This is a genomic window from Methylobacterium sp. J-118 (assembly GCF_057836565.1).
Genome location: NZ_JBYQFA010000001.1, coordinates 2,259,377 through 2,277,349, shown reverse-complemented (window position 1 = coordinate 2,277,349; position 17,973 = coordinate 2,259,377). Strand labels below are relative to the sequence as shown.

Sequence of the window (17,973 nt, the reverse complement as noted above, 5' to 3'; positions counted from 1 at the left end):
GAACAGATGTGACGGACTCAGCCTCGTTCTGTACCGTCGCTCCCCTCTCCCGACCCCCTTCGGGGGCCACCCTCCCCCGCAGAGGGGGGAGGGAGCGCGTGCGGCGCGTACCGGCATGATGACCACCCGCTCCATCACGCCTTCGAAACCCCCCAGGTGAAGGGGATCGGCCCCTTCACGATGCCCGAGACATTCTTGCGCCACGCTTGGTAGCCCAGGAAGAACCCGGTCGGGACGTAGACCACGCCCGCGCAGGCCGCCGCGTTGACCTTGTCGATGGCGGCCTTCTCGGCGGCCGGGTCGGCGGCGTCGAACCACTCGGCGATGGCGGTCTCCACCGGCGGGATGTTCGGCCAGCCGAACCAGGCCGTGTCGCCGCTCGCCCGCACCGCCGGATAGCCCGCCGGGTTGATGGTGTCGGCCCCCGCGTGCCAGGTGTGGAACATGTTCCAGCCGCCCTGGGCAGGGGGCGCCTTGGAGGCCCGGCGGGTGCCGGTGGTGCCCCAGTCGGTGGCGACGAAATCGACGTCGAAGCCCATCTGCTTCAGCAGGTCGGCGGTGATGTCCCCCTGGGCCTTGGTGATCGCCTGGTCCTGGGCGACGACGCAGACCACCTTCTCGCCCTTGTAGCCCGCCTCCTTGAGCAGCTTCTGGCCGAGCTTGATGTCGCCCGTGCCGACCTTGCCCCCGCCGGCCTCGCTGTAGAGGGGTGTCCCGGGGGTGAAGAAGCCCGGCAGCTTCTTCCACAGGCCGTCGTCGTCCCCGACGATCGCCCGCATGTAATCCTCCTGGCTCATCGCGGTCATGACCGCCTGGCGGATCTTCGGGTTGTCGAAGGGCGGATACAGGTGGTTCATCCGGAACGACCCGATGTTGCCCAGCGGGTCGGCGATGTCGACGGTGAGGCTCGCGTTCTTGCGCAGGAGCGGCACGAGGTCGGAGATCGGATTCTCCCACCAGTCGACCTCGCCGTTCTGCAGCGCCGCCGAGGCGGTGGCCGCATCCGGCATGATCACCCACTCGACCCGGTCGACCAGGATGCGCTTGCCGCCGGCGAGCCAGGAATTCGGCTCGTCGCGGGGCTTGTAGCCGGCAAATTTCTCGAACACCGCCCGGGCGCCCGGCACCCACTCGTTCCGGACGAATTTCATCGGGCCGGAACCGACATACTCGGTGATCTGCGTGAACGGGTCGGTCTTGGCGATCCGTTCCGGCATGATCAGCGCCATCGGGGCGTTGGTCTTGCCGAGGGCGAACAGCAGCTTCGGGAACGGCTTCTTCAGGCGCCAGCGGAACGTCCTGTCGTCGGTCGCGGCCAGCTCGTCCTGGATCCCGCGGATCATCACTCCCATCGGGTCCCGGGCCATCCAGCGGGTGAGGCTCGCCACCACGTCCTTGGCCCGCACCGGCTCGCCGTCGTGGAAGGTCAGGCCGGGGCGGAGCCGGAAGGTCCAGGTCAGGTGGTCGCCCGAGACCTCCTCGGACTCGACCATCTGGCGCTGCGGCTTCAGCTGTTGATCGACGCCGTAGAGCATGTCCCAGACGAGGGTGCCGGCGTTGCGCACCACGTACTGGGTCCCCCAGATCGGGTCGAAATTGGCGAGGTTGGCCTGGGGCACGAAGCGCAGCACCTTGGCGCCCTGCGCCAGGGCCGGCCTCGCGATCTGCGGGGCGGCCAGCCCGAGCGCGGCCGAGCCCTTGAGGAAGGTCCTGCGGTCCATCGTGATCTCCCTGGCGGCGCGGATCTCAGGCCCGAAGTGCCGGCCTACACCCTGTGGGCGAGTTTGCGCGGTTCTCGAGCAGCGACGCAATGGCCCGGCGTGACACCGGGGCACGGGCCGGCACGCCCCGGGCCGCCGGGCGCGGCACGGGGGGACGGGGGCAGGCGGGATCGGCGCTGATCGAACTCACACCCGGCGCCTCGCAAGCCCCGCGCCAGCCCGGCCGGAGATGCGTTATGTATTCAGAATCTGAGGGGTCTCGCCGGGGCGGGCCGGCCTGTACGGGATCCGGTCGACGGGTATGGCAGTCGGAGCCGCCGCGCGCGCTTCCTCCCCCCTCTGCGGGGGCGGGCAGGCGCGCGGCGGCGGCGAGACCGGATCGGGCCCGTCCAGCCCCCGGATCCGGGCGCCTCAGCCCACCTGCCGCAGGTGGCCGCCGCGTGTGCCCGGGATCGCCCGCATGGCGCGGATGAAGGCCGCGATCCGCGGAGCGATCACCGCTCGGTAGCGGGAGCCGTTGAACACGCCGTAATGCCCGACCCCCGCCTGGAGGTGATAGGCCTTGCGCGCGTCGGGCAGGTTCGGCGTCAGGTCGAGCGCCGCCTTGGTCTGCCCGACCCCGGAGATGTCGTCGTTCTCGCCCTCGACCGCCAGGATCGCGCAGCGGCGGATCGCCCCGAGATCGACCGGCGTGCCGCGGTGCGCCATCCGGCCCTTCGGCAGGGCGTGATCGACGAACACGGTCTGCACCGTCTGGAGGTAATACTCGGCGGTGAGGTCCATCACCGCGAGATACTCGTCGTAGAACTCCCGGTGCTTCTCGGCCGAGTCGCCGTCGCCCTTCACCAGGTGGTCGAACATGTCGGTATGCGCGGTGACGTGCCGGTCCAGGTTCATCGCCATGAAGCCCGAGAGCTGCAGGAAGCCCGGATAGACCCGGCGCCACGCCCCCGGATAGAGCGGCGGCACCAGGCTGATCGTGTTGCGCTCGAACCAGGTCTGGCCGCGCTCCTGCGCCAGGCAATTCACGGCGGTGGGCGAGCGGCGCGTATCGATCGGGCCACCCATCAGGGTCATGGAGGCCGGGACCGCCGGCTCGTCGGCCGCCTCCATCAGCGCCACCGCGGCGATCACCGGCACCGCCGGCTGGCACACGGCCATGACGTGCAGGTCCGGGCCGAGGACGGCGAAGATCTCCTGCAGGTAGTCGATGTAGTCGTCGAGGTCGAAGCGCCCGGCGAGCAGCGGCACCATCCGCGCGTCGGTCCAGTCGGTGACGAACACCCGGTGGTTCGGCAGCATCGCCTCCACGGTGCCGCGCAGCAGCGTCGCGTAATGCCCCGACATCGGCGCGACGATGAGCAGCTTCGGCTGCGGCTCGGCGGGCGGGGTCCCGAAGGCGCGATCGAAGGCGACCAAGCGGCAGAACGGCCGCTCCCAGACCACCCGCTCGGTGACCGGCACGGACACGCCGTCGACCACCGTCTCGCCGAACCCGAAGGCGGGCTTGCCGTACTGGCGGGTGGCGCGCTCGAACATCTCGCAGCCGGCGCTGACCGCCCGCGCGTAGGGGCCGTAGGCCAGGAGATTGCCGGGGATCTGGAGCCCGTAGCGGGTGAGGTCGGCGGCGATCCGGGCCGGCGTCATCAGGGCGCGGGCGCCCTCGTATAGCGAGTAGGCCAGGAGCATCGTCACCTCACGGATCCCCATCCGGCCGCCGACGCTCCAGCGTCTGCCGGCATGGAACTCTCAACGCATCGCGTTGCCAGGATAATGGTCTACCCTGAACGATAATGGAACATCCCCCATTCAGGCGGACTTGCCTGTGACCACATCGCCCGCGACGATTCGGCCCGGACCGCTTGCCGGCCCCCCTGCCTCCGCGCCATCGCCGGGGCTCCGCGAACAGCCGCCCGGGCCGATCTCTCCGGCGGCCCAATGAAGCAGCGCATGCCCGATACCGACCTCAGCGGCCTCGGCCGCGACGCCCGACACCTGCGGCTCGACACCTTCGTGCGCCTGCGCTGGCTCGCGATCACCGGCCAGAGCGCCGCCGTGGTCGGGGCGCAGTTCGGCCTCGGCCTGCCCCTGCCCTTCGGCTGGTGCTTCCTGGTGATCGCCACCTCGTCCTGGCTGAACCTGGCGCTGCGCATCCGCTTCCCGGCGAGCTACCGGCTGAGCGACGATTCTGCCGCCCTGCTGCTCGCCTTCGACATCGTGCAGCTCGCCGCCCTGCTGTTCCTCACCGGCGGCCTCCAGAACCCGTTCTCGCTGCTGTTCCTCGCCCCCGTGCTGATCTCGGCCACCGCGCTGCCGCCCGAGCGGACGCTGGCGCTCGGGCTGCTGGCGGTGGGGCTCGCGACCCTGCTGGCCCTGGTCCACCGCCCCCTGCCCTGGTTCGCCGACGGGCGGATCGAACTGCCGTTCCTGTACGTCTCGGGGGTCTGGACCGCGATCCTGCTCGGCACCGCCTTCACGGGCGTCTACGCGTGGCGGGTGGCGGAGGAGACCCGGCTGCTCGCCCAGGCGCTCGCCGCCACCGAGCTGGTGCTCGCCCGGGAGCAGCACCTGTCGCAGCTCGACGGGCTCGCGGCCGCGGCGGCCCACGAATTGGGCACGCCCCTCGGCACCATCATGGTCGTCACCAAGGAGCTGATCCGCCAGCTCGGGCCCACCGCCTCCCCCGCCGTGGCGGAGGATCTCACCCTGCTGCGCGAGCAGGTCGACCGCTGCCGCGGCATCCTCGGCAAGCTCACCTCGCTGGACGGGGACGGCGCGGGCTTCCTGGAGACAGTGACGTTCAGCCACCTCGTCGAGGAGCTGGTGGCGCCGCAGCGGGCGCTGGGCACCGCCCTCGACATCAGCAGCCTCGGGGACGGCCCCGAACCGGCCTGCCGCCGCAACCCGGGGGTGATGTTCGGGCTCGCCAACATCCTCGACAACGCCGTCGACTTCGCCGAGGCGCGGGTCTCGATCGAGGGGCGCTGGAACCCGGAGCGGGTCTGGATCGAGATCCGCGACGACGGCCCGGGCTTTTCCAGCGAGGTGCTGCTGCGGGCCGGCGAGCCCTACGTGACCACCCGCAGCCAGGATCGGCCGCAATCGGGCGGGACCGTGGGGGCCGGGCTCGGCCTCGGCCTGTTCATCGCCAAGACCCTGATCGAGCGCTCGGGCGCCCAGCTCGTCCTGATGAACGTGCCCATCCCGGACTCCCACGGGGCGGTCGTGCGCGTCTCCTGGGCCCGGCACATCTTCGAACGGGGGGCGGTGCCGCGCCATTCGCCGGAATTCAATATCCGCCACCCCCTGCCGCCGCGCGATGTCGTCCCTATATGAAAGACAGATTAAGAACCCGACCCCGAAAACTCGAAAGGAAAGCCGGATGCTGACGCAGCCCGGGACCACGCCGGCGACCGACGCTGCCGTGATCAACGACGCCGATCCGCTCGCCGCCTTCTCCGACCGCAGCCTGCTGATCGTGGACGACGACAAGCCCTTCCAGACGCGCCTCGCCCGCGCCATGGAGAGCCGCGGCTACCACGTGCAGGTCGCAGACAGCGTCGCGGACGGTGTCTCCGCCGTCGAAGCGCGGGCTCCCGCCTTCGCGGTGATCGACATGCGCCTCGGCGATGGTAACGGCCTCGACGTGATCGCCCGCCTCAAGGAGCGCCGCCCCGAGGCCCGGGGCGTGATCCTGACCGGCTATGGCAACATTGCCACCGCGGTCACCGCGGTGAAGCTCGGCGCCTTCGACTACCTCGCCAAGCCCGCCGACGCCGACGAGATCCACGGCACGCTGATGGCCCAGCCCGGCGAGCGGGCCGACCCGCCGGAGAACCCGATGTCGGCGGACCGGGTCCGCTGGGAGCATATCCAGCGGGTCTACGAACTGTGCAGCCGCAACGTCAGCGAGACCGCCCGGCGCCTGAACATGCACCGGCGCACGCTGCAGCGGATCCTGGCCAAGCGCGCGCCGCGCTGAACCGTTTCCATGCGGTCGGTTGCCTAGGCCGGCCCCGGTGGGCTAGCAGCACGGGTCTCGGACGGTTCCGTCCGGGACCCGAATCGTTTCGAGGGTGGATCTCGTGAGCGGGCGCAACGCCATCACCATCGTGAGCATGATGGTCCTCGTCGGCACCGAGGTGTTCGCCGTGGCCATCGCGGCCGGCTGGGCCCTGGCGGGCCTGTTCGATCTCGGGGATCGGGTCGGCCACGTCCTGATGGGCCTCTTCAGCCTGTTCGCGGCCTGGATCATGCTCCAGTTGTGGCGCCGGGCGACCAGCATCGAGCCCCTGCGCGCCGGGTCCCCCGCCGCCCATCGGTGAACGGCGCGGCCTCCGCGCTTGCGCTCCGCGCGGGTCGGCCCGTACTCCGGGTTCCGGCGTTAGACAGGCCGGTTCCCCGCCTGCTAACAACGACCCGCGGCGTGCGTGACGACGCCGCAGGCGATATCCCCGATCCGGCCGCGCACGAGACCTGAAGATCCATGAAAGCCCGTATCATCGTCACCCTGAAACCCGGCGTGCTGGACCCGCAGGGCAAGGCGATCGAAGCCGCGCTCAAGTCGCTCGCCGTCGACGGGGTCGAGGGTGTCCGGCAGGGCAAGGTCTTCGACATCGAGATGGCGACCACCGACGGCGCCGTCGCCGAGGTGACGTTGCGCACGGCCTGCGAGAAGCTCCTGGCCAACACGGTGGTCGAGAACTACGCGATCGAGATCCTCTGATGCACGCCGCGGTCGTCGTCTTCCCCGGCTCCAACCGCGAGACCGACGTGGTGCGGGCCCTGCGCCGGTCCGGGGCGCGGGTCAGCCTCGTCTGGCACGCGGACCACGACCTCCCGGCCGGGACCGACCTCGCCGTCCTCCCGGGGGGCTTCTCCTACGGCGACTACCTCCGCTGCGGCGCGATCGCCGGGCGGGCGGCCGCCATGGACGCGGTGCGGGCCCATGCGGCGCGGGGCGGCCTCGTGCTCGGCATCTGCAACGGCTTCCAGATCCTGTGCGAATCCGGCCTGCTGCCCGGCGTGCTGATGCGCAACGTCGACCGGCGCTTCCTCTGCCACCGGCAGACGCTCCGGGTCGAGCGCACCGACACCCGCTTCACCAGCGCCTACAGGCCGGGTCAGGTCATCGACGTCTGCATCGCCCACGGGGAGGGCAACTACTTCGCCGATCCCGAGACCCTGGCGCGGATCGAGGCCGAGGGCCGGGTGGCCTTCCGCTACTGCGACGCGGACGGCGCCGTGACCGTGGAGGCCAACCGCAACGGCTCCCTCAACGCGATCGCGGGCATCCTGTCGGAGACCCGCACCGTGCTCGGCATGATGCCGCACCCGGAGAACTTCGTCGAGGATCTGATCGGCGGGACCGACGGGCGCGGGCTGTTCGACAGCCTGGCGGCGTGATCTTTTGCGAAGACTGTATTTACCGACCGTTAAGGTTCTTAAGTCACAAAGAGGCATCCAGAGATCTGGATGTGGAGTTGGATCTTCTCGTCCGCTCTGTTTGATGCCTCCCTGAAGACTCCTCGAAGCCGCTCCCTCCGGGGCGGCTTTTTTCTGTCGCGGCGCTGGGAAACGGATCCGCGCCCTCCCCCATAGAGGGGGGAGGGCGCGGATCCTTCTCTGTCTTGTGGGAGAAGCCGAAGCGCCCCTCAGTACAGCCCGCCGGCCTGCGCGGCCCGGTCGGCATCGGGCGGCACGGCCGCCGCCGCGGGGGCCGGCGCCTGGCCGCCGCCGGACGGCGCCACGTAGGAATCCGGCGGCGCGGTGCCGGGCTTGAACGCCTCCAGGATCGTTCCGGCGCCCTCCCCCGAACCGGCGCGGGTGCCGCTGGCCAGGTTGATGCGGATCAGCTTGATCCCCGGCGGCACCCGGAACGGGGTCGGCGGCTTGTCCTTGAGGGCGGTCTTCAGGAACTCCAGGGCGATCGGCGCCGCCAGCCCGCCGCCGGTGGCCCGGTCGCCGAGCGAGCGCGGCTTGTCGAAGCCCATATAGATCCCGACCGCCAGATCCGGCGAGAAGCCCACGAACCACGCGTCCTTGGCGTCGTTGGTCGTGCCGGTCTTGCCGGCCAGCGGCTTGCCGATCTGCTTGAGCAGGGTCGCGGTGCCGCGCTGGACCACGCCCTCCATGATCGAGACCATCTGGTAGGCGGTGAGCGGATCGAGCACCTGCTCGGAATCGTCCACCAGCTTCGGCTCGTCCTGGCCCGACCACTTCTCGGCGTCGCAGCCGATGCACTTGCGGTTGTCGTGGCGGTAGATCGTCTCGCCGGTGCGGTCCTGGATCCGGTCGATCAGGGTCGGCCGGATGCGCCGGCCGCCATTGGCCAGCATCGAGTAGGCGGTGACCATGCGCATCACCGTGGTCTCGCCGGCGCCGAGCGACATCGGCAGCACCGGCAGCATGTCGTCGTAGACGCCGAAGCGGCGGGCGTACTCGGCGATGAGCGGCATGCCGACATCCTTGGCGAGCCGGACCGTCATCAGGTTCTTCGAGTGCTCGATCCCGTAGCGCAGGGTGTGCGGGCCGCCGGACTTGCCGTCGTAGTTCGAGGGCGTCCAGGCCTCCTGGCCGGGGCCGGCCTCGATGGTGATCGGGGTATCCTGGATGATCGAGGCCGGGGTGTAGCCGTTGTCCAGCGCCGCCGAGTAGACGATCGGCTTGAACGACGAGCCGGGCTGGCGCATCGCCTGGGTGGCGCGGTTGAACTCGGATTCGTCGTAGGAGAAGCCGCCGACCATGGCGTGGACCCGGCCCGTATTCGGGTCCATGGCCACGATGGCGCCCGAGACCTCGGGCTTCTGGCGCAGGCGGAACTGACCCTTCCCGCCCTCGCTCGCCTCGACATAGACCATGTCGCCCGCCTGGAGGTTCGGGCGTCCGGCCCAGCGCATCCCGTCCGGGGTGATCACGCCGGTCTCGCGGTCCTTGCCCACCTGGCCCGAGGCCTCGCGCCTCGGCTGGAGGCCGACCTGCACGCCGCCGGCGCCGTTGCCCAGCACCACGGCGAGCCGCCAGGGCGCCACGTCGCCGAGCGCCGGAACCTCGGAGGCCGCCATGCCCCAGTCGCGGCCGGTCAGGTCGACCTTGGTGACGGGCCCGCGCCAGCCATGGGCCTGGTCGTAGCGCACGAGGCCGTCGACCAGCGCCTTGCGGGCCCAGCCCTGCATCTTCGGATCGAGGGTGGCGCGCACCGAGAGGCCGCCCTCGTAGAGCTTCTTCTCGCCGTAGCGCTCGGAGATCTCGCGCCGGACCTCCTCGGTGAAGTAGTTGGCGTTGGCGGCGTTCGGGAAGGCGACCCGCGGGTTGACCCCGAGCGGCATCTTCTTGGCGGCCTCCGCCTCCTCCTTGGTGATGTAGCCGTTCTCCGCCATCAGGCGGATGATCTCGTTGCGGCGGTCCAAAGCCGCCTGGGTCTTGCGGTAGGGGTGGTAGTTGTTCGGCCCCTTCGGCAGGGCGGCGAGATAGGCCGCCTCGTTGATGGTCAGTTCGTGGACCGACTTGCCGAAATAATCGAGCGCAGCCGCCGCGACCCCGTGCAGGTTGCGCCCGGGGACGATCGTGCCCAAGAAGATCTCGTTGAGATAGAGTTCGAGGATCTTGTCCTTGGAGTAGGCCGCCTCGATGCGCAGCGCCAGCAGCGCCTCCTTGATCTTGCGGTCATAGGTCTGCTCGGACGACAGCAGGAAGTTCTTGGCGACCTGCTGGGTGATGGTCGAGGCGCCCTGCCGCTTGCCCGACTTGGCGTTGGTCAGGAAGGCGCGCACGATCCCCTCGGGGTCGATGCCGCCGTGCTTGTAGAAGTTCTTGTCCTCGGCCGACAGGAAGGCCGCGACCACGATCTTGGGCATCGCCTGGATCGGCAGGTACAGCCGGCGCTCGCGGGCATATTCGGCGAGCAGCGAGCCGTCGGCCGCGTGGACGCGGGTCATCACCGGCGGCTCGTAGGTGGCGAGCGCCGCGTGGTCGGGCAGGTCCTGGCTGTACTTCCAGTAGAAGTAGCCGCCCGCCGCCGCCCCGATCACGAACAGCACCGCGGCGGCGCTGAACAGGATCCCGAAGAAACGAAGGATCAGACGCATCCGGTGTTCCGCTCGTCGCTGGCCCGGCCGATGCCGGAATCGGCTCACCCGGCGCGTGGGTCCGCTCTCGATGCGGTCGGCCCCCGGATGTTCCCGTGAGGCCCCCTCGGATTGCCGGTTTCGACGGCGGTGCGACGGGGCGTTCGGATGCCCCGTATCGACACGTACTCTATGGTAAAACTGGGGCGACGGCGGCCGAACGGCGCGTCGGGGCCGGTCGGCTCAGGGTCGCACGATTGGTAAAGAACAGATCGATGGCCTTGGCCATGGATCCGGTGACGCCGGCGCGCCACTCCGGCGATTGCAGCATCTCCAGGTCGTGCTTGCTCGACAGGTAACCCAGCTCGACCAGCACGCTCGGCACGTCGGGGGAGCGCAGCACCACGAAGCGGGCCTCGCGGTGCGGCTTCCCGCTCATCTCCATCACGGGGCTAAGCTGGCCCATCAGGGTCCGGGCGAAGCCCGAGGAGAAGCCGCGCGTCTCCCGCAGGGTCAGCTCCTGCAGGATGTCGGCGATGTCCGGGGGCGCCTCGGCGGCGTCGACCCCGGCGGCGGCATCGGCCCGGTTCTCGCGCTCGGCGAGCTTGGCAGATTCGACGTCGGTGGCCTTCTCGGAATTGGTGTAGATCGTGGCGCCGCGCACCTGGGGGGCGGCCGAGATCGAATCCGCGTGGATCGATACGAACAGGTCGGCCCTGGCCTCGCGGGCGAGGCGCACGCGGTCGGCCAGCGGCACGAACACGTCCCGGTCGCGGGTCATCCGGACCCGGTAGCGGCCGCCCGCTTCGAGCTTCTCCACCAGGGCCTGGGCGAAGCCGAACACGATGTCCTTCTCGAACACGCCGCCCACCGCGATGGCGCCGGGATCGGTCCCGCCATGGCCGGCATCGACCATGATCAGCGGGCGCTGGTCGGCGGGTTCGGGCGGGGTGCTGCGGGCCTGGGCCGGAGCGGGGTCCGCGGTGGCGGCGGCCTTGCGGAACGCCTCGCGGTCGGCGCGCTGGAGCGGGACCGTGAGCAGCACGGCACCGTCGCGGGGCCGCGTCACCGTCTCGATCCGCCCGATGGTCGCCGGCGCCCCGAGATCGATGACGATGCGGGAGCGGCCGGGGGCGAACAGGCCGTAGCGGAAGGATTGCACGAGGCCGTCCCGGCGGCTGCCGGTCCCGGATTCGAGCTGGAAGTTGACCTCGGGCAGGTCGATCACCGCCCGGTCGGGCCGCTCCATCACGAAGCCGCGGGCCTCCACCGGCCGGGACAGGGTCAGGGTGAGGCGGGTGGTGCCGCCCTGGCTGGCGAGGTCCGCCCCGATGGCGACAGCGGGCCCGACGGCGGGCTTGTCGCCGGTCTGCGCGGGCGCGGGCAGACCCGCCAGCGCCGGGACGAGCGCCACGGCGAGGCGAAGACAGGCGGAACGGATCAGGCGCGCACAGCTCGGCATCGGTCCGGTGTCGTTTCCCGTCCCCTCCGTCATGGGATGCCGCCGGCATGGTTAACGGAGCGTTGTCGCCGGTTCGTTCCGGCCGCCCGTCTTGTCAAGGGGCGACACCGGGTGCCCGGTGCCCCGCCGTCAGCGGAACGCGACGAGGCGGCTCGCCTTGCCGAGCACCGTGACCCAGCAGGAGAGGGAGGCGTCGGCGGCGCGCTGGACCTCGCCGACCTGCAGGCGGATCAGATCGGCCGGCGTGCGCGCATCCGTCAGGGCCCGGACATGGGCCAGGGCGGCCTCGCCCTCGCCGCGCATGTAGCGGGCGATGGTCGAGCCGATCTCGACCATGTCGAAGCGGTCGGGCGCGGACGCGACGGGATCCTGCATCGGCGCAGGGACGGCCTGGCGATCCGGCGCGACCGTCGCCGCCGGTGCGTGGATCTCGGCCGGCGCAGGGGCCGGATCGTCCGACGGCGCGGCGACGGACGCGTGCGATATGATGTCCGAGGCGATGGCTTCGACCCCCGCCGGCGCCGGGACGACGTCCGGCATTTCGGCCGGCACCTGGGCCGGAAGCGCGTTCGGGGTCTCGACCGACGGCGTCACGAGGGCGTCCGACAGGGCGGTCCCCTCCGGATCCAGCGGCGGTCTCGCTTCCCAGGCCGGGCGATCCCCGCGCGGTCGACGCTGCTTTCCCATGGCGCGCTCTCCTCCTGTCCGCGTCCACCGATCCCGGCGCGGTTCGCCCGCTTGCCGTATCGGGATCGGACCTGTGCGACGCCCGGGCGTCGGATCGTGGGGACCGGCCCGCCTGGTGCGGCCGGATCCCGGGGGCAGCGTCCCGCGATCCGCGCGGATCGGGGGACGGGCGGTCGACCTCAGCGGGCGACGGTCTGGGCGAAGGCGCCGTAATCCTTGGCCTGGGCCTGGAGCGCGGCGAACTGGCTGCGGACGAACTCGGACTGGAGCTCGAACGCCTCGCGCAGGTCCTTCGTGCGCACCAGCTTCTGGGCGAAGTCGAAGGTCGCGTTGGCGTTGGCCTGGGCGTGGTCGAACCCCTTCGCGATCACCGCGCTGAAGGTCGACTGGAAGGTCTGGCCGGAAGCCTGGGCCTGCTCGGCGGCCTTGACGGCGTTCGTCATCATGGTGCCGACGGCGGTCCGGGCCTGGTCGACGCTCTTCTCGGCGAAATCGCGCATCTCGGTCGGCATCTCGAAATTCGGGTTCTGCATGGCTGTCTCCAGGATGATCCTTCGCGCGGGACGCCGGCTGCGTCCGCCGTGACGCGGCTCTATATGTTGCACTGCAACAAGAAGTCAAGTGCAGAATCCGGTGCGAGGCCGGACCGGAAATCCTCGATAAAATGCCGATTCCATGATCTCGGACAGTCACCGCTCAGGGGCTATCGGATTCGGCAGGCTCGTTACCAAGCTAAGCCGTTTATCCAGGTCGCTTCGACCGCTACAGGCGATGGCCGGGGAGGTGACAAAATTTCTTTCCGTTGTCCAGGGGGCCCCGCGCGACGGATAAAATCTATTTTGCATCCTCAGGACGGCTCCAGCCCCGATCCGTGCGCCCCGCCCCTCGGATATTGCAACGCAACAGAGCCGGATCCGAGCAGCCCGGCATAGAGTGCCCGAAGCGCGGCCGCGTGGGCCGCAAGGCTCATGGGCCGGGCGTGGAACTCGGCCCGGGCCCGGGCCCCGAGCTGTCCGGCCACGGCGTCGTCCCGCAGGGCCGTGAAGGCCGCCGCCAGCGGCCCGACCTCCGGGGCGACCACGAAGCCGGTCTGCCCGTGGCGGACCTTCTCGGCGGCCCCGGACCGTTCGGAGGCCACCACCGGGATCCCGGCCGCCAGCGCCTCGTAGACGGTGAGCGGACCGGTCTCGTACCAGCGCGACGGCGCGGCCAGCGCCCGGGCCCGGGTCCGCAGCAGCGCCCAGACGGCCTCGGGCGCCTGCCAGCCGATCACCGTGACGCCGTCCCGGGCGCGCAGTTCCGCTTCCAGGGGGCCGGCGCCGATGAACAGGGCGGGCAGGCCGGCGGCGCGGGCGGCCTCGGCCACGAGGTCGGCGCCCTTCTCCCGGGTCAGGCGCCCGACATAGGCGATCGCGTCGCCGCGGGCGGGCTCCGCCGCGGGCCCGTCCGCCACCCGGACGGGGTTGTCGATCCGGTGGTGCTTGACGCCGGGGCCGCCGAGCCGGTCGCCCAGGCGCCGCCGGCTGGCGTCGCAGACGTGGACGAGGTGGAGCGGCCGCCCCCGCAGCGCCTGCCGCAGGGACAGGCTGCGGGCGACGCGCACGAGCTTGTGCGCACGGCTGCGGGGATCGCAGGGCGCCGCGATGCAGGCCGCCGACAGGGGCGCGAGCCCGCAGGGCTCGGCCCGGTCGAAGCGGTAGTAGACGCCGTTCGGGCAGGCCAGGGCGTAGTCGTGCAGGGTCACGACCAGGGGCACGCCGACCCTCGACAGGACCGGGAAGACCGAAGGCGACAGGGCGCGGGTCCATTGGTGCAGATGGAGGCAGTCCGGCGGCTCCGGGAGGGCGGCCAAGGCCGCCGCGAGCCGGCGCGCCGCGGCGGCGTGCCAGATCCCCGCCGCCGCCGCCCTGGCGCCCCCCAGGGTCCAGATGTCGGGCAGGCCGAGCACGACCCGCCGGATCCGGTCATGGTCGAGCAACGGATCGACCGGGCCCGGGACCGCCTGGATGTAGGTGACGGCGAGGCCGGCCTCGGCGAGGCCGCGGGCCGATTCCAGCGCGACCTTCTCGGCCCCGCCGCTGGCGGCCGCGAACTCGGCCAGGATAACGACATGCATGGACGGGATCTCGGGGCGCGCCTCACCCCGACGAGGATGACGGAAACCGGTTTACGCGGGATCAACCGGGGACGGGTACAGATCGCCGTCCCGGATCGGAGCGGCGGAGTTCCTGACGTGCACGTCGTCCTCGTCGCAGACCACGCCGCGATCAACGGCGGCCAGGCCAAGGTGGCGATCGAATCCGCCCTGGGCCTCGCCGCCCGCGGATTCCGCGTGAGCCTGTTCGCCGCCGTCGGCCCGGTGGATCCGCGGCTGGAGGCCGCCGGCATCCGCGTCGTCTGCCTGGGGCAGGACGACGTCTCCACGGCGCGCAGCAAGCTGGCCTTCGCCGCCCAGGCGATCTGGAACCGGACGGCGGCCCGGGCGCTCGCCCGGGAACTCGCCGCCTGCGATCCCCACGACACCCTGGTCCACGTCCACGCCTTCGCCAAGGCACTGTCGCCTTCGATCGGCCCGGCGCTCCGGGCCTCGGGCCTGCCCTGCCTCTACACGATGCACGAGTTCTTCCTGGTCTGCCCGACCGGCGGCTTCTACGCCTACCCGGAGCAGGCAATCTGCCACCGCACGCCGATGTCGGCCGCCTGCATCGTGGCGAACTGCGACGCGCGCAGCTACCCGCGCAAGGTCGCCCGGATGGTCCGCCATGTCGGGCTCGCGCAGGTGGCCCGGCTGCCGGACCTGTTCGCCCACGTCGTCACGATCAGCGACCTCCAGGAGGGCGTCGTGCGGCCGCTGATGCCCCAGGGAACCGTCTTTCACCGGGTCGACAACCCGATCGCGGTGGCGCAGGCGCCGCTGCACGACGGCGCGCCGGGCGACTTCCTGTTCGTCGGACGGATCTCCACCGAGAAGGGCGCGCCGATCTTCGCCGAGGCGGCCCGGCGGGCGGGGGCGCGGGCGGTCTTCGTCGGCGACGGGCCCGAGCGGGCCGAACTCGCGGCGCGCTACCCGGAGGCCGTCATGCTCGGCTGGCGCGAGGCCGCCGCCGTGCAGGCGCTGATGCGGCAGGCGCGCGCGCTGGTCTTCCCGAGCGTCTGGTACGAGGGCCAGCCGCTCACCGTCTACGAGGCGCTCGCCTGCGGCACCCCGGTGATCGTCAGCGACGCCTGCGCGGGGCGCGAGGCGGTGGTGGACGGCGCGACCGGGTTCTGGTTCCGCTCCGGCGATCCGGAGGCGCTCGCCGCGCATCTGCGCCGCCTGTCCGACGACGGGCTCGCCGCCCGGATGGGCCAGGCCGCCTACGACCGCTACTGGGCGGCACCGCTGAGCCTGGACGCGCATCTCGACCGCCTCGGAGGGGTCTACGAGACGGTCATGCGCGGGGCCGATGCCCGCGGGCTGGTCGCCGCGGCGGCCGGGCACCCGGTCGCGACCGCCGGGTGACGCGGGGGCCGCGCGCGGAAAGATCGGAAACACCCGCCCTCCCTCGCGTTGATCCGCATCGGCACCTTCAGCGTGCCTCCGTCACGGACGAGCGAGCGACATGGCCGACGAGCAGAAGCAGAACGCGACCAAGCCGGGCTTCCAGCAGGGCAGCGCCAAGCCAGGCGATGACAAGCACCCCGAGAACAAGCAGGAAAAGCTCAGCGAGCGCCTGGACGACGCCCTGGAGGAGACTTTTCCGTCGAGCGATCCGGTCTCGGTGAAGATCACCAAGTAGATATCCGGTCGGGAAAACCCGCGGGGCGGTGTCCGTGCTTAGGAACCGCGCCCTCCCTCCCCCCTCTGCGGGGGAGGGAGGGCGTGTGGGAGTTCTGGACTGCTAAACCGATCGACCGGACAACGATCCCGAACCCGATTGTCAACCCGCAAGCCTCTGCAGGCGGCCTTCAGCCGCCCAACCGATCACGCGGCTTCGAGCAGCCGCCGGGCGATCACCTGGGCCTGGATCTCGGCCGCGCCCTCGAAGATCGACAGGATGCGGGCGTCGCACAGGATCCGGCTCACCGGGTATTCCAGCGCGAAGCCGTTGCCGCCGTGGATCTGGAGGGCGTTGTCGGCGGCCGACCAGGCGACGCGGGCGCCCAGCAGCTTGGCCATCCCGGCCTCCAAATCGCAGCGCTTGCCGGCATCCTTCTCGCGGGCCGAGAAGTAGGTGAGCTGGCGGGCGATGTTGATCTCCACCGCCATCATGGCGAGCTTGTCGGCGACCCGGGGGAAGCTGACCAGCGGCTTGCCGAACTGGACCCGCTCCTCGGCGTAGCGCAGGCCGACATCGAGGGCCGACTGGGTGACACCGATGGCCCGCGCGGCGGTCTGAATGCGGGCCGATTCGAAGGTCTGCATGAGCTGGGCGAAGCCTTTGCCCTCGACTTCACCGAGGAGGTTCGCGGCCGGCACCTCGAACCCCTCGAAGGCGAGCTCGTATTCCTTCATGCCCCGGTAGCCGAGCACCTCGATCTCGCCGCCCGACAGGCCCTGGACCGGGAACGGCTCTTCATCGGTGCCGCGGGGCTTCTCGGCGATCAGCATCGAGAGGCCGCGATGGCCCTTCTCCTCGGGCTTGGTCCGGACCAGCACGGTCATGATGTCGGCCCGGACCGGATGGGTGATCCAGGTCTTGTTGCCGGTTATTTTCCACACATCGCCGTCCTTGACGGCCTTTGTGCGCAGGCTCGCGAGGTCGGACCCGGTGTTCGGCTCGGTGAAGACGGCGGTCGGCAAAATGTCGCCGCTGGCGATCTTGGGCAGGAAGCGGTGCTTCTGCTCCTCGGTGCCGCCGCACAGGATCAGCTCCGCGGCGATCTCCGAGCGGGTGCCGAGCGAGCCGACGCCGATATAGGCCCGGGACAATTCCTCCGAGACCACGCACATGGCGGTCTTGGGCAGGCCCATGCCGCCGTATTCCTCGGGGATCGTCAGGCCGAAGACGCCGAGCTCGGCCATCTTGGTGACGATCTCCATCGGGATGTAGGCGTTCTGCAGGTGCCATTCGTGCGCCTGCTCGACCACCTCGGCCTTGCCGAAGCGGCGCATCTCGGAGCGGATCGCCTCCATGTCCTCGTCGAGGCCCGAGGCGCCGACCGTGGCCGAGCCGCCGCCGTCGCGCATCAGCGCCACCAGGGCGGCGCGGTTCTCGGGGGTGTTGCCCTCGGCGATCAGGGTCTCGACCGCATCGGTGCGGTATTGTGCCACCTCCTTGGCGGTGAGGCCGAGGGAGCCGGTGAGGCGGACCATCTCGCCCTGGCTCATCGGGATGCCGGAGAACAGCTGGTCGAGATACTCGCCGGCGCCGATCCGGACGAGGAGCGCCTCGGTCTCGCCGAACCGGCCCTCGGCCTGGAGGCGCTCGGCATAGCCGCCGAGTTCGCTGACCGCCTCGGCGTAGGTGGCGAGCCAGGCAAGCCCGTGGGCGGCGTGCTGCTGGCGTTCGAGCTTGGCCGCATCGATCCGCCCGTCCGTCCCAAGGATCCGTGTGCGGACCCGGCGCGTGGCCTCGGCGACCAGCGCCTTGGCGCTCTCACCGGCGCTCTTAGTCAGGGACACGAGGTCCTGCGGCTCGGTCTGGATGGCGGGGGATGCGGACATGGCTTTTGGCTCGCCTGGCGTTTTATTGGATCGTGTCTTTTAACCTGTCCGGGGCGCAAGCCGAAGCAGATTTCGTTTGGCCCGTCTTGAACTGAAGTTGAAGGCCGGGGATGCGGCAGACATCCGCTCGACTTGGAATGCCGGATCACATCTGGATTCCGGCTTCCGTTCTCGGGCAACGACATCTGCCAGACCCGCGCGTATCCCTCCCCCCTCTGCGGGGGAGGGTGGCCCCTGCGTCAGCAGGGGTCGGGAGAGGGGAGCGACGGTGCCGAACAGGGCGTAGGCCTTCATGGAGCCTGAGACCAATCCGGAAGCCGGGTTCCCCTCTCCCGACCCCCTTCGGGGGCCACCCTCCCCCGCAGAGGGGGGAGGGAGAGAAGCGGCGCC

The 17,973-nt window shown here is 70.8% G+C and carries 15 protein-coding genes; 7 read left to right on the top strand and 8 right to left on the bottom strand.

Features of this window, described 5'->3' with window-relative positions; genetic code table 11:
- Nucleotides 1-134 precede the first annotated feature (134 nt).
- A complete protein-coding gene (locus AC3IF3_RS10975; RefSeq protein ID WP_489215882.1) occupies nucleotides 135-1,721 on the bottom strand; it encodes an ABC transporter substrate-binding protein in 1,587 nt (528 codons plus the stop codon).
- Between the two features lie 411 nt (nucleotides 1,722-2,132).
- Nucleotides 2,133-3,410, bottom strand: a complete 1,278-nt coding sequence (locus tag AC3IF3_RS10970; protein WP_489231279.1) for a polyhydroxyalkanoate depolymerase — start codon at nucleotides 3,408-3,410, stop codon at nucleotides 2,133-2,135.
- A 261-nt stretch (nucleotides 3,411-3,671) separates the two neighbouring features.
- On the opposite strand from AC3IF3_RS10970, the gene AC3IF3_RS10965 reads away from it, so the two are divergent.
- The 5 genes from AC3IF3_RS10965 (at nucleotide 3,672) to purQ (ending at nucleotide 7,127) form a co-directional block, all read left to right on the top strand.
- Nucleotides 3,672-5,057 carry an ActS/PrrB/RegB family redox-sensitive histidine kinase gene (locus tag AC3IF3_RS10965; protein ID WP_243972849.1) on the top strand — a complete coding sequence of 462 codons (1,386 nt, stop codon included), beginning with the start codon at nucleotides 3,672-3,674 and terminating at the stop codon, nucleotides 5,055-5,057.
- A 46-nt stretch (nucleotides 5,058-5,103) separates the two neighbouring features.
- Nucleotides 5,104-5,703, top strand: coding sequence for an ActR/PrrA/RegA family redox response regulator transcription factor (locus AC3IF3_RS10960; RefSeq protein ID WP_243972847.1), 600 nt, complete (start codon nucleotides 5,104-5,106; stop codon nucleotides 5,701-5,703).
- Nucleotides 5,704-5,806: 103 nt separating this feature from the next.
- The gene (locus AC3IF3_RS10955; protein ID WP_489231278.1) at nucleotides 5,807-6,046 is read left to right on the top strand and encodes a hypothetical protein; all 240 of its coding nucleotides are present in this window, start codon (nucleotides 5,807-5,809) and stop codon (nucleotides 6,044-6,046) included.
- Nucleotides 6,047-6,207: 161 nt separating this feature from the next.
- Nucleotides 6,208-6,447: a phosphoribosylformylglycinamidine synthase subunit PurS gene (gene purS, locus AC3IF3_RS10950; RefSeq protein WP_243972845.1), complete on the top strand. Its 240-nt coding sequence runs from the start codon at nucleotides 6,208-6,210 to the stop codon at nucleotides 6,445-6,447.
- Nucleotides 6,447-7,127: a phosphoribosylformylglycinamidine synthase subunit PurQ gene (gene purQ / locus AC3IF3_RS10945; RefSeq protein WP_489215879.1), complete on the top strand. Its 681-nt coding sequence runs from the start codon at nucleotides 6,447-6,449 to the stop codon at nucleotides 7,125-7,127. The genes purS and purQ overlap by 1 nt, the downstream gene beginning before the upstream one ends.
- A gap of 248 nt (nucleotides 7,128-7,375) precedes the next feature.
- Here the strand turns inward: purQ and AC3IF3_RS10940 are convergent, their stop codons facing one another.
- The 5 genes from AC3IF3_RS10940 to AC3IF3_RS10920 all read right to left on the bottom strand — a co-directional run bounded on the left by AC3IF3_RS10940 (nucleotide 7,376) and on the right by AC3IF3_RS10920 (nucleotide 14,052).
- On the bottom strand, nucleotides 7,376-9,808 hold the full coding sequence (locus AC3IF3_RS10940) for a penicillin-binding protein 1A (RefSeq protein ID WP_243972841.1): 2,433 nt from the start codon (nucleotides 9,806-9,808) through the stop codon (nucleotides 7,376-7,378).
- Between the two features lie 169 nt (nucleotides 9,809-9,977).
- Nucleotides 9,978-11,249, bottom strand: coding sequence for an N-acetylmuramoyl-L-alanine amidase (locus AC3IF3_RS10935; protein ID WP_489228736.1), 1,272 nt, complete (start codon nucleotides 11,247-11,249; stop codon nucleotides 9,978-9,980).
- A 129-nt stretch (nucleotides 11,250-11,378) separates the two neighbouring features.
- Entirely contained in the window at nucleotides 11,379-11,936 is a 558-nt protein-coding gene (locus AC3IF3_RS10930) for a hypothetical protein (RefSeq protein ID WP_489228734.1), read from the bottom strand.
- 179 nt (nucleotides 11,937-12,115) lie between these two features.
- On the bottom strand, nucleotides 12,116-12,469 hold the full coding sequence (locus tag AC3IF3_RS10925; protein ID WP_243972837.1) for a phasin: 354 nt from the start codon (nucleotides 12,467-12,469) through the stop codon (nucleotides 12,116-12,118).
- A gap of 314 nt (nucleotides 12,470-12,783) precedes the next feature.
- Nucleotides 12,784-14,052 carry a glycosyltransferase gene (locus AC3IF3_RS10920; protein WP_243972836.1) on the bottom strand — a complete coding sequence of 423 codons (1,269 nt, stop codon included), beginning with the start codon at nucleotides 14,050-14,052 and terminating at the stop codon, nucleotides 12,784-12,786.
- 117 nt (nucleotides 14,053-14,169) lie between these two features.
- Here AC3IF3_RS10920 and AC3IF3_RS10915 point away from each other — a divergent pair, with 117 nt between their 5' ends.
- Nucleotides 14,170-15,438 (top strand): glycosyltransferase family 4 protein, encoded by a 1,269-nt coding sequence (locus AC3IF3_RS10915; RefSeq protein ID WP_489228732.1) that lies wholly within the window; start codon nucleotides 14,170-14,172, stop codon nucleotides 15,436-15,438.
- 100 nt (nucleotides 15,439-15,538) lie between these two features.
- Nucleotides 15,539-15,715: a hypothetical protein gene (locus AC3IF3_RS10910; RefSeq protein ID WP_243972834.1), complete on the top strand. Its 177-nt coding sequence runs from the start codon at nucleotides 15,539-15,541 to the stop codon at nucleotides 15,713-15,715.
- A gap of 185 nt (nucleotides 15,716-15,900) precedes the next feature.
- Here AC3IF3_RS10910 and AC3IF3_RS10905 read toward each other — a convergent pair whose 3' ends face one another.
- Nucleotides 15,901-17,583, bottom strand: coding sequence for an acyl-CoA dehydrogenase family protein (locus AC3IF3_RS10905; RefSeq protein WP_489228730.1), 1,683 nt, complete (start codon nucleotides 17,581-17,583; stop codon nucleotides 15,901-15,903).
- Nucleotides 17,584-17,973: the final 390 nt, after the last annotated feature.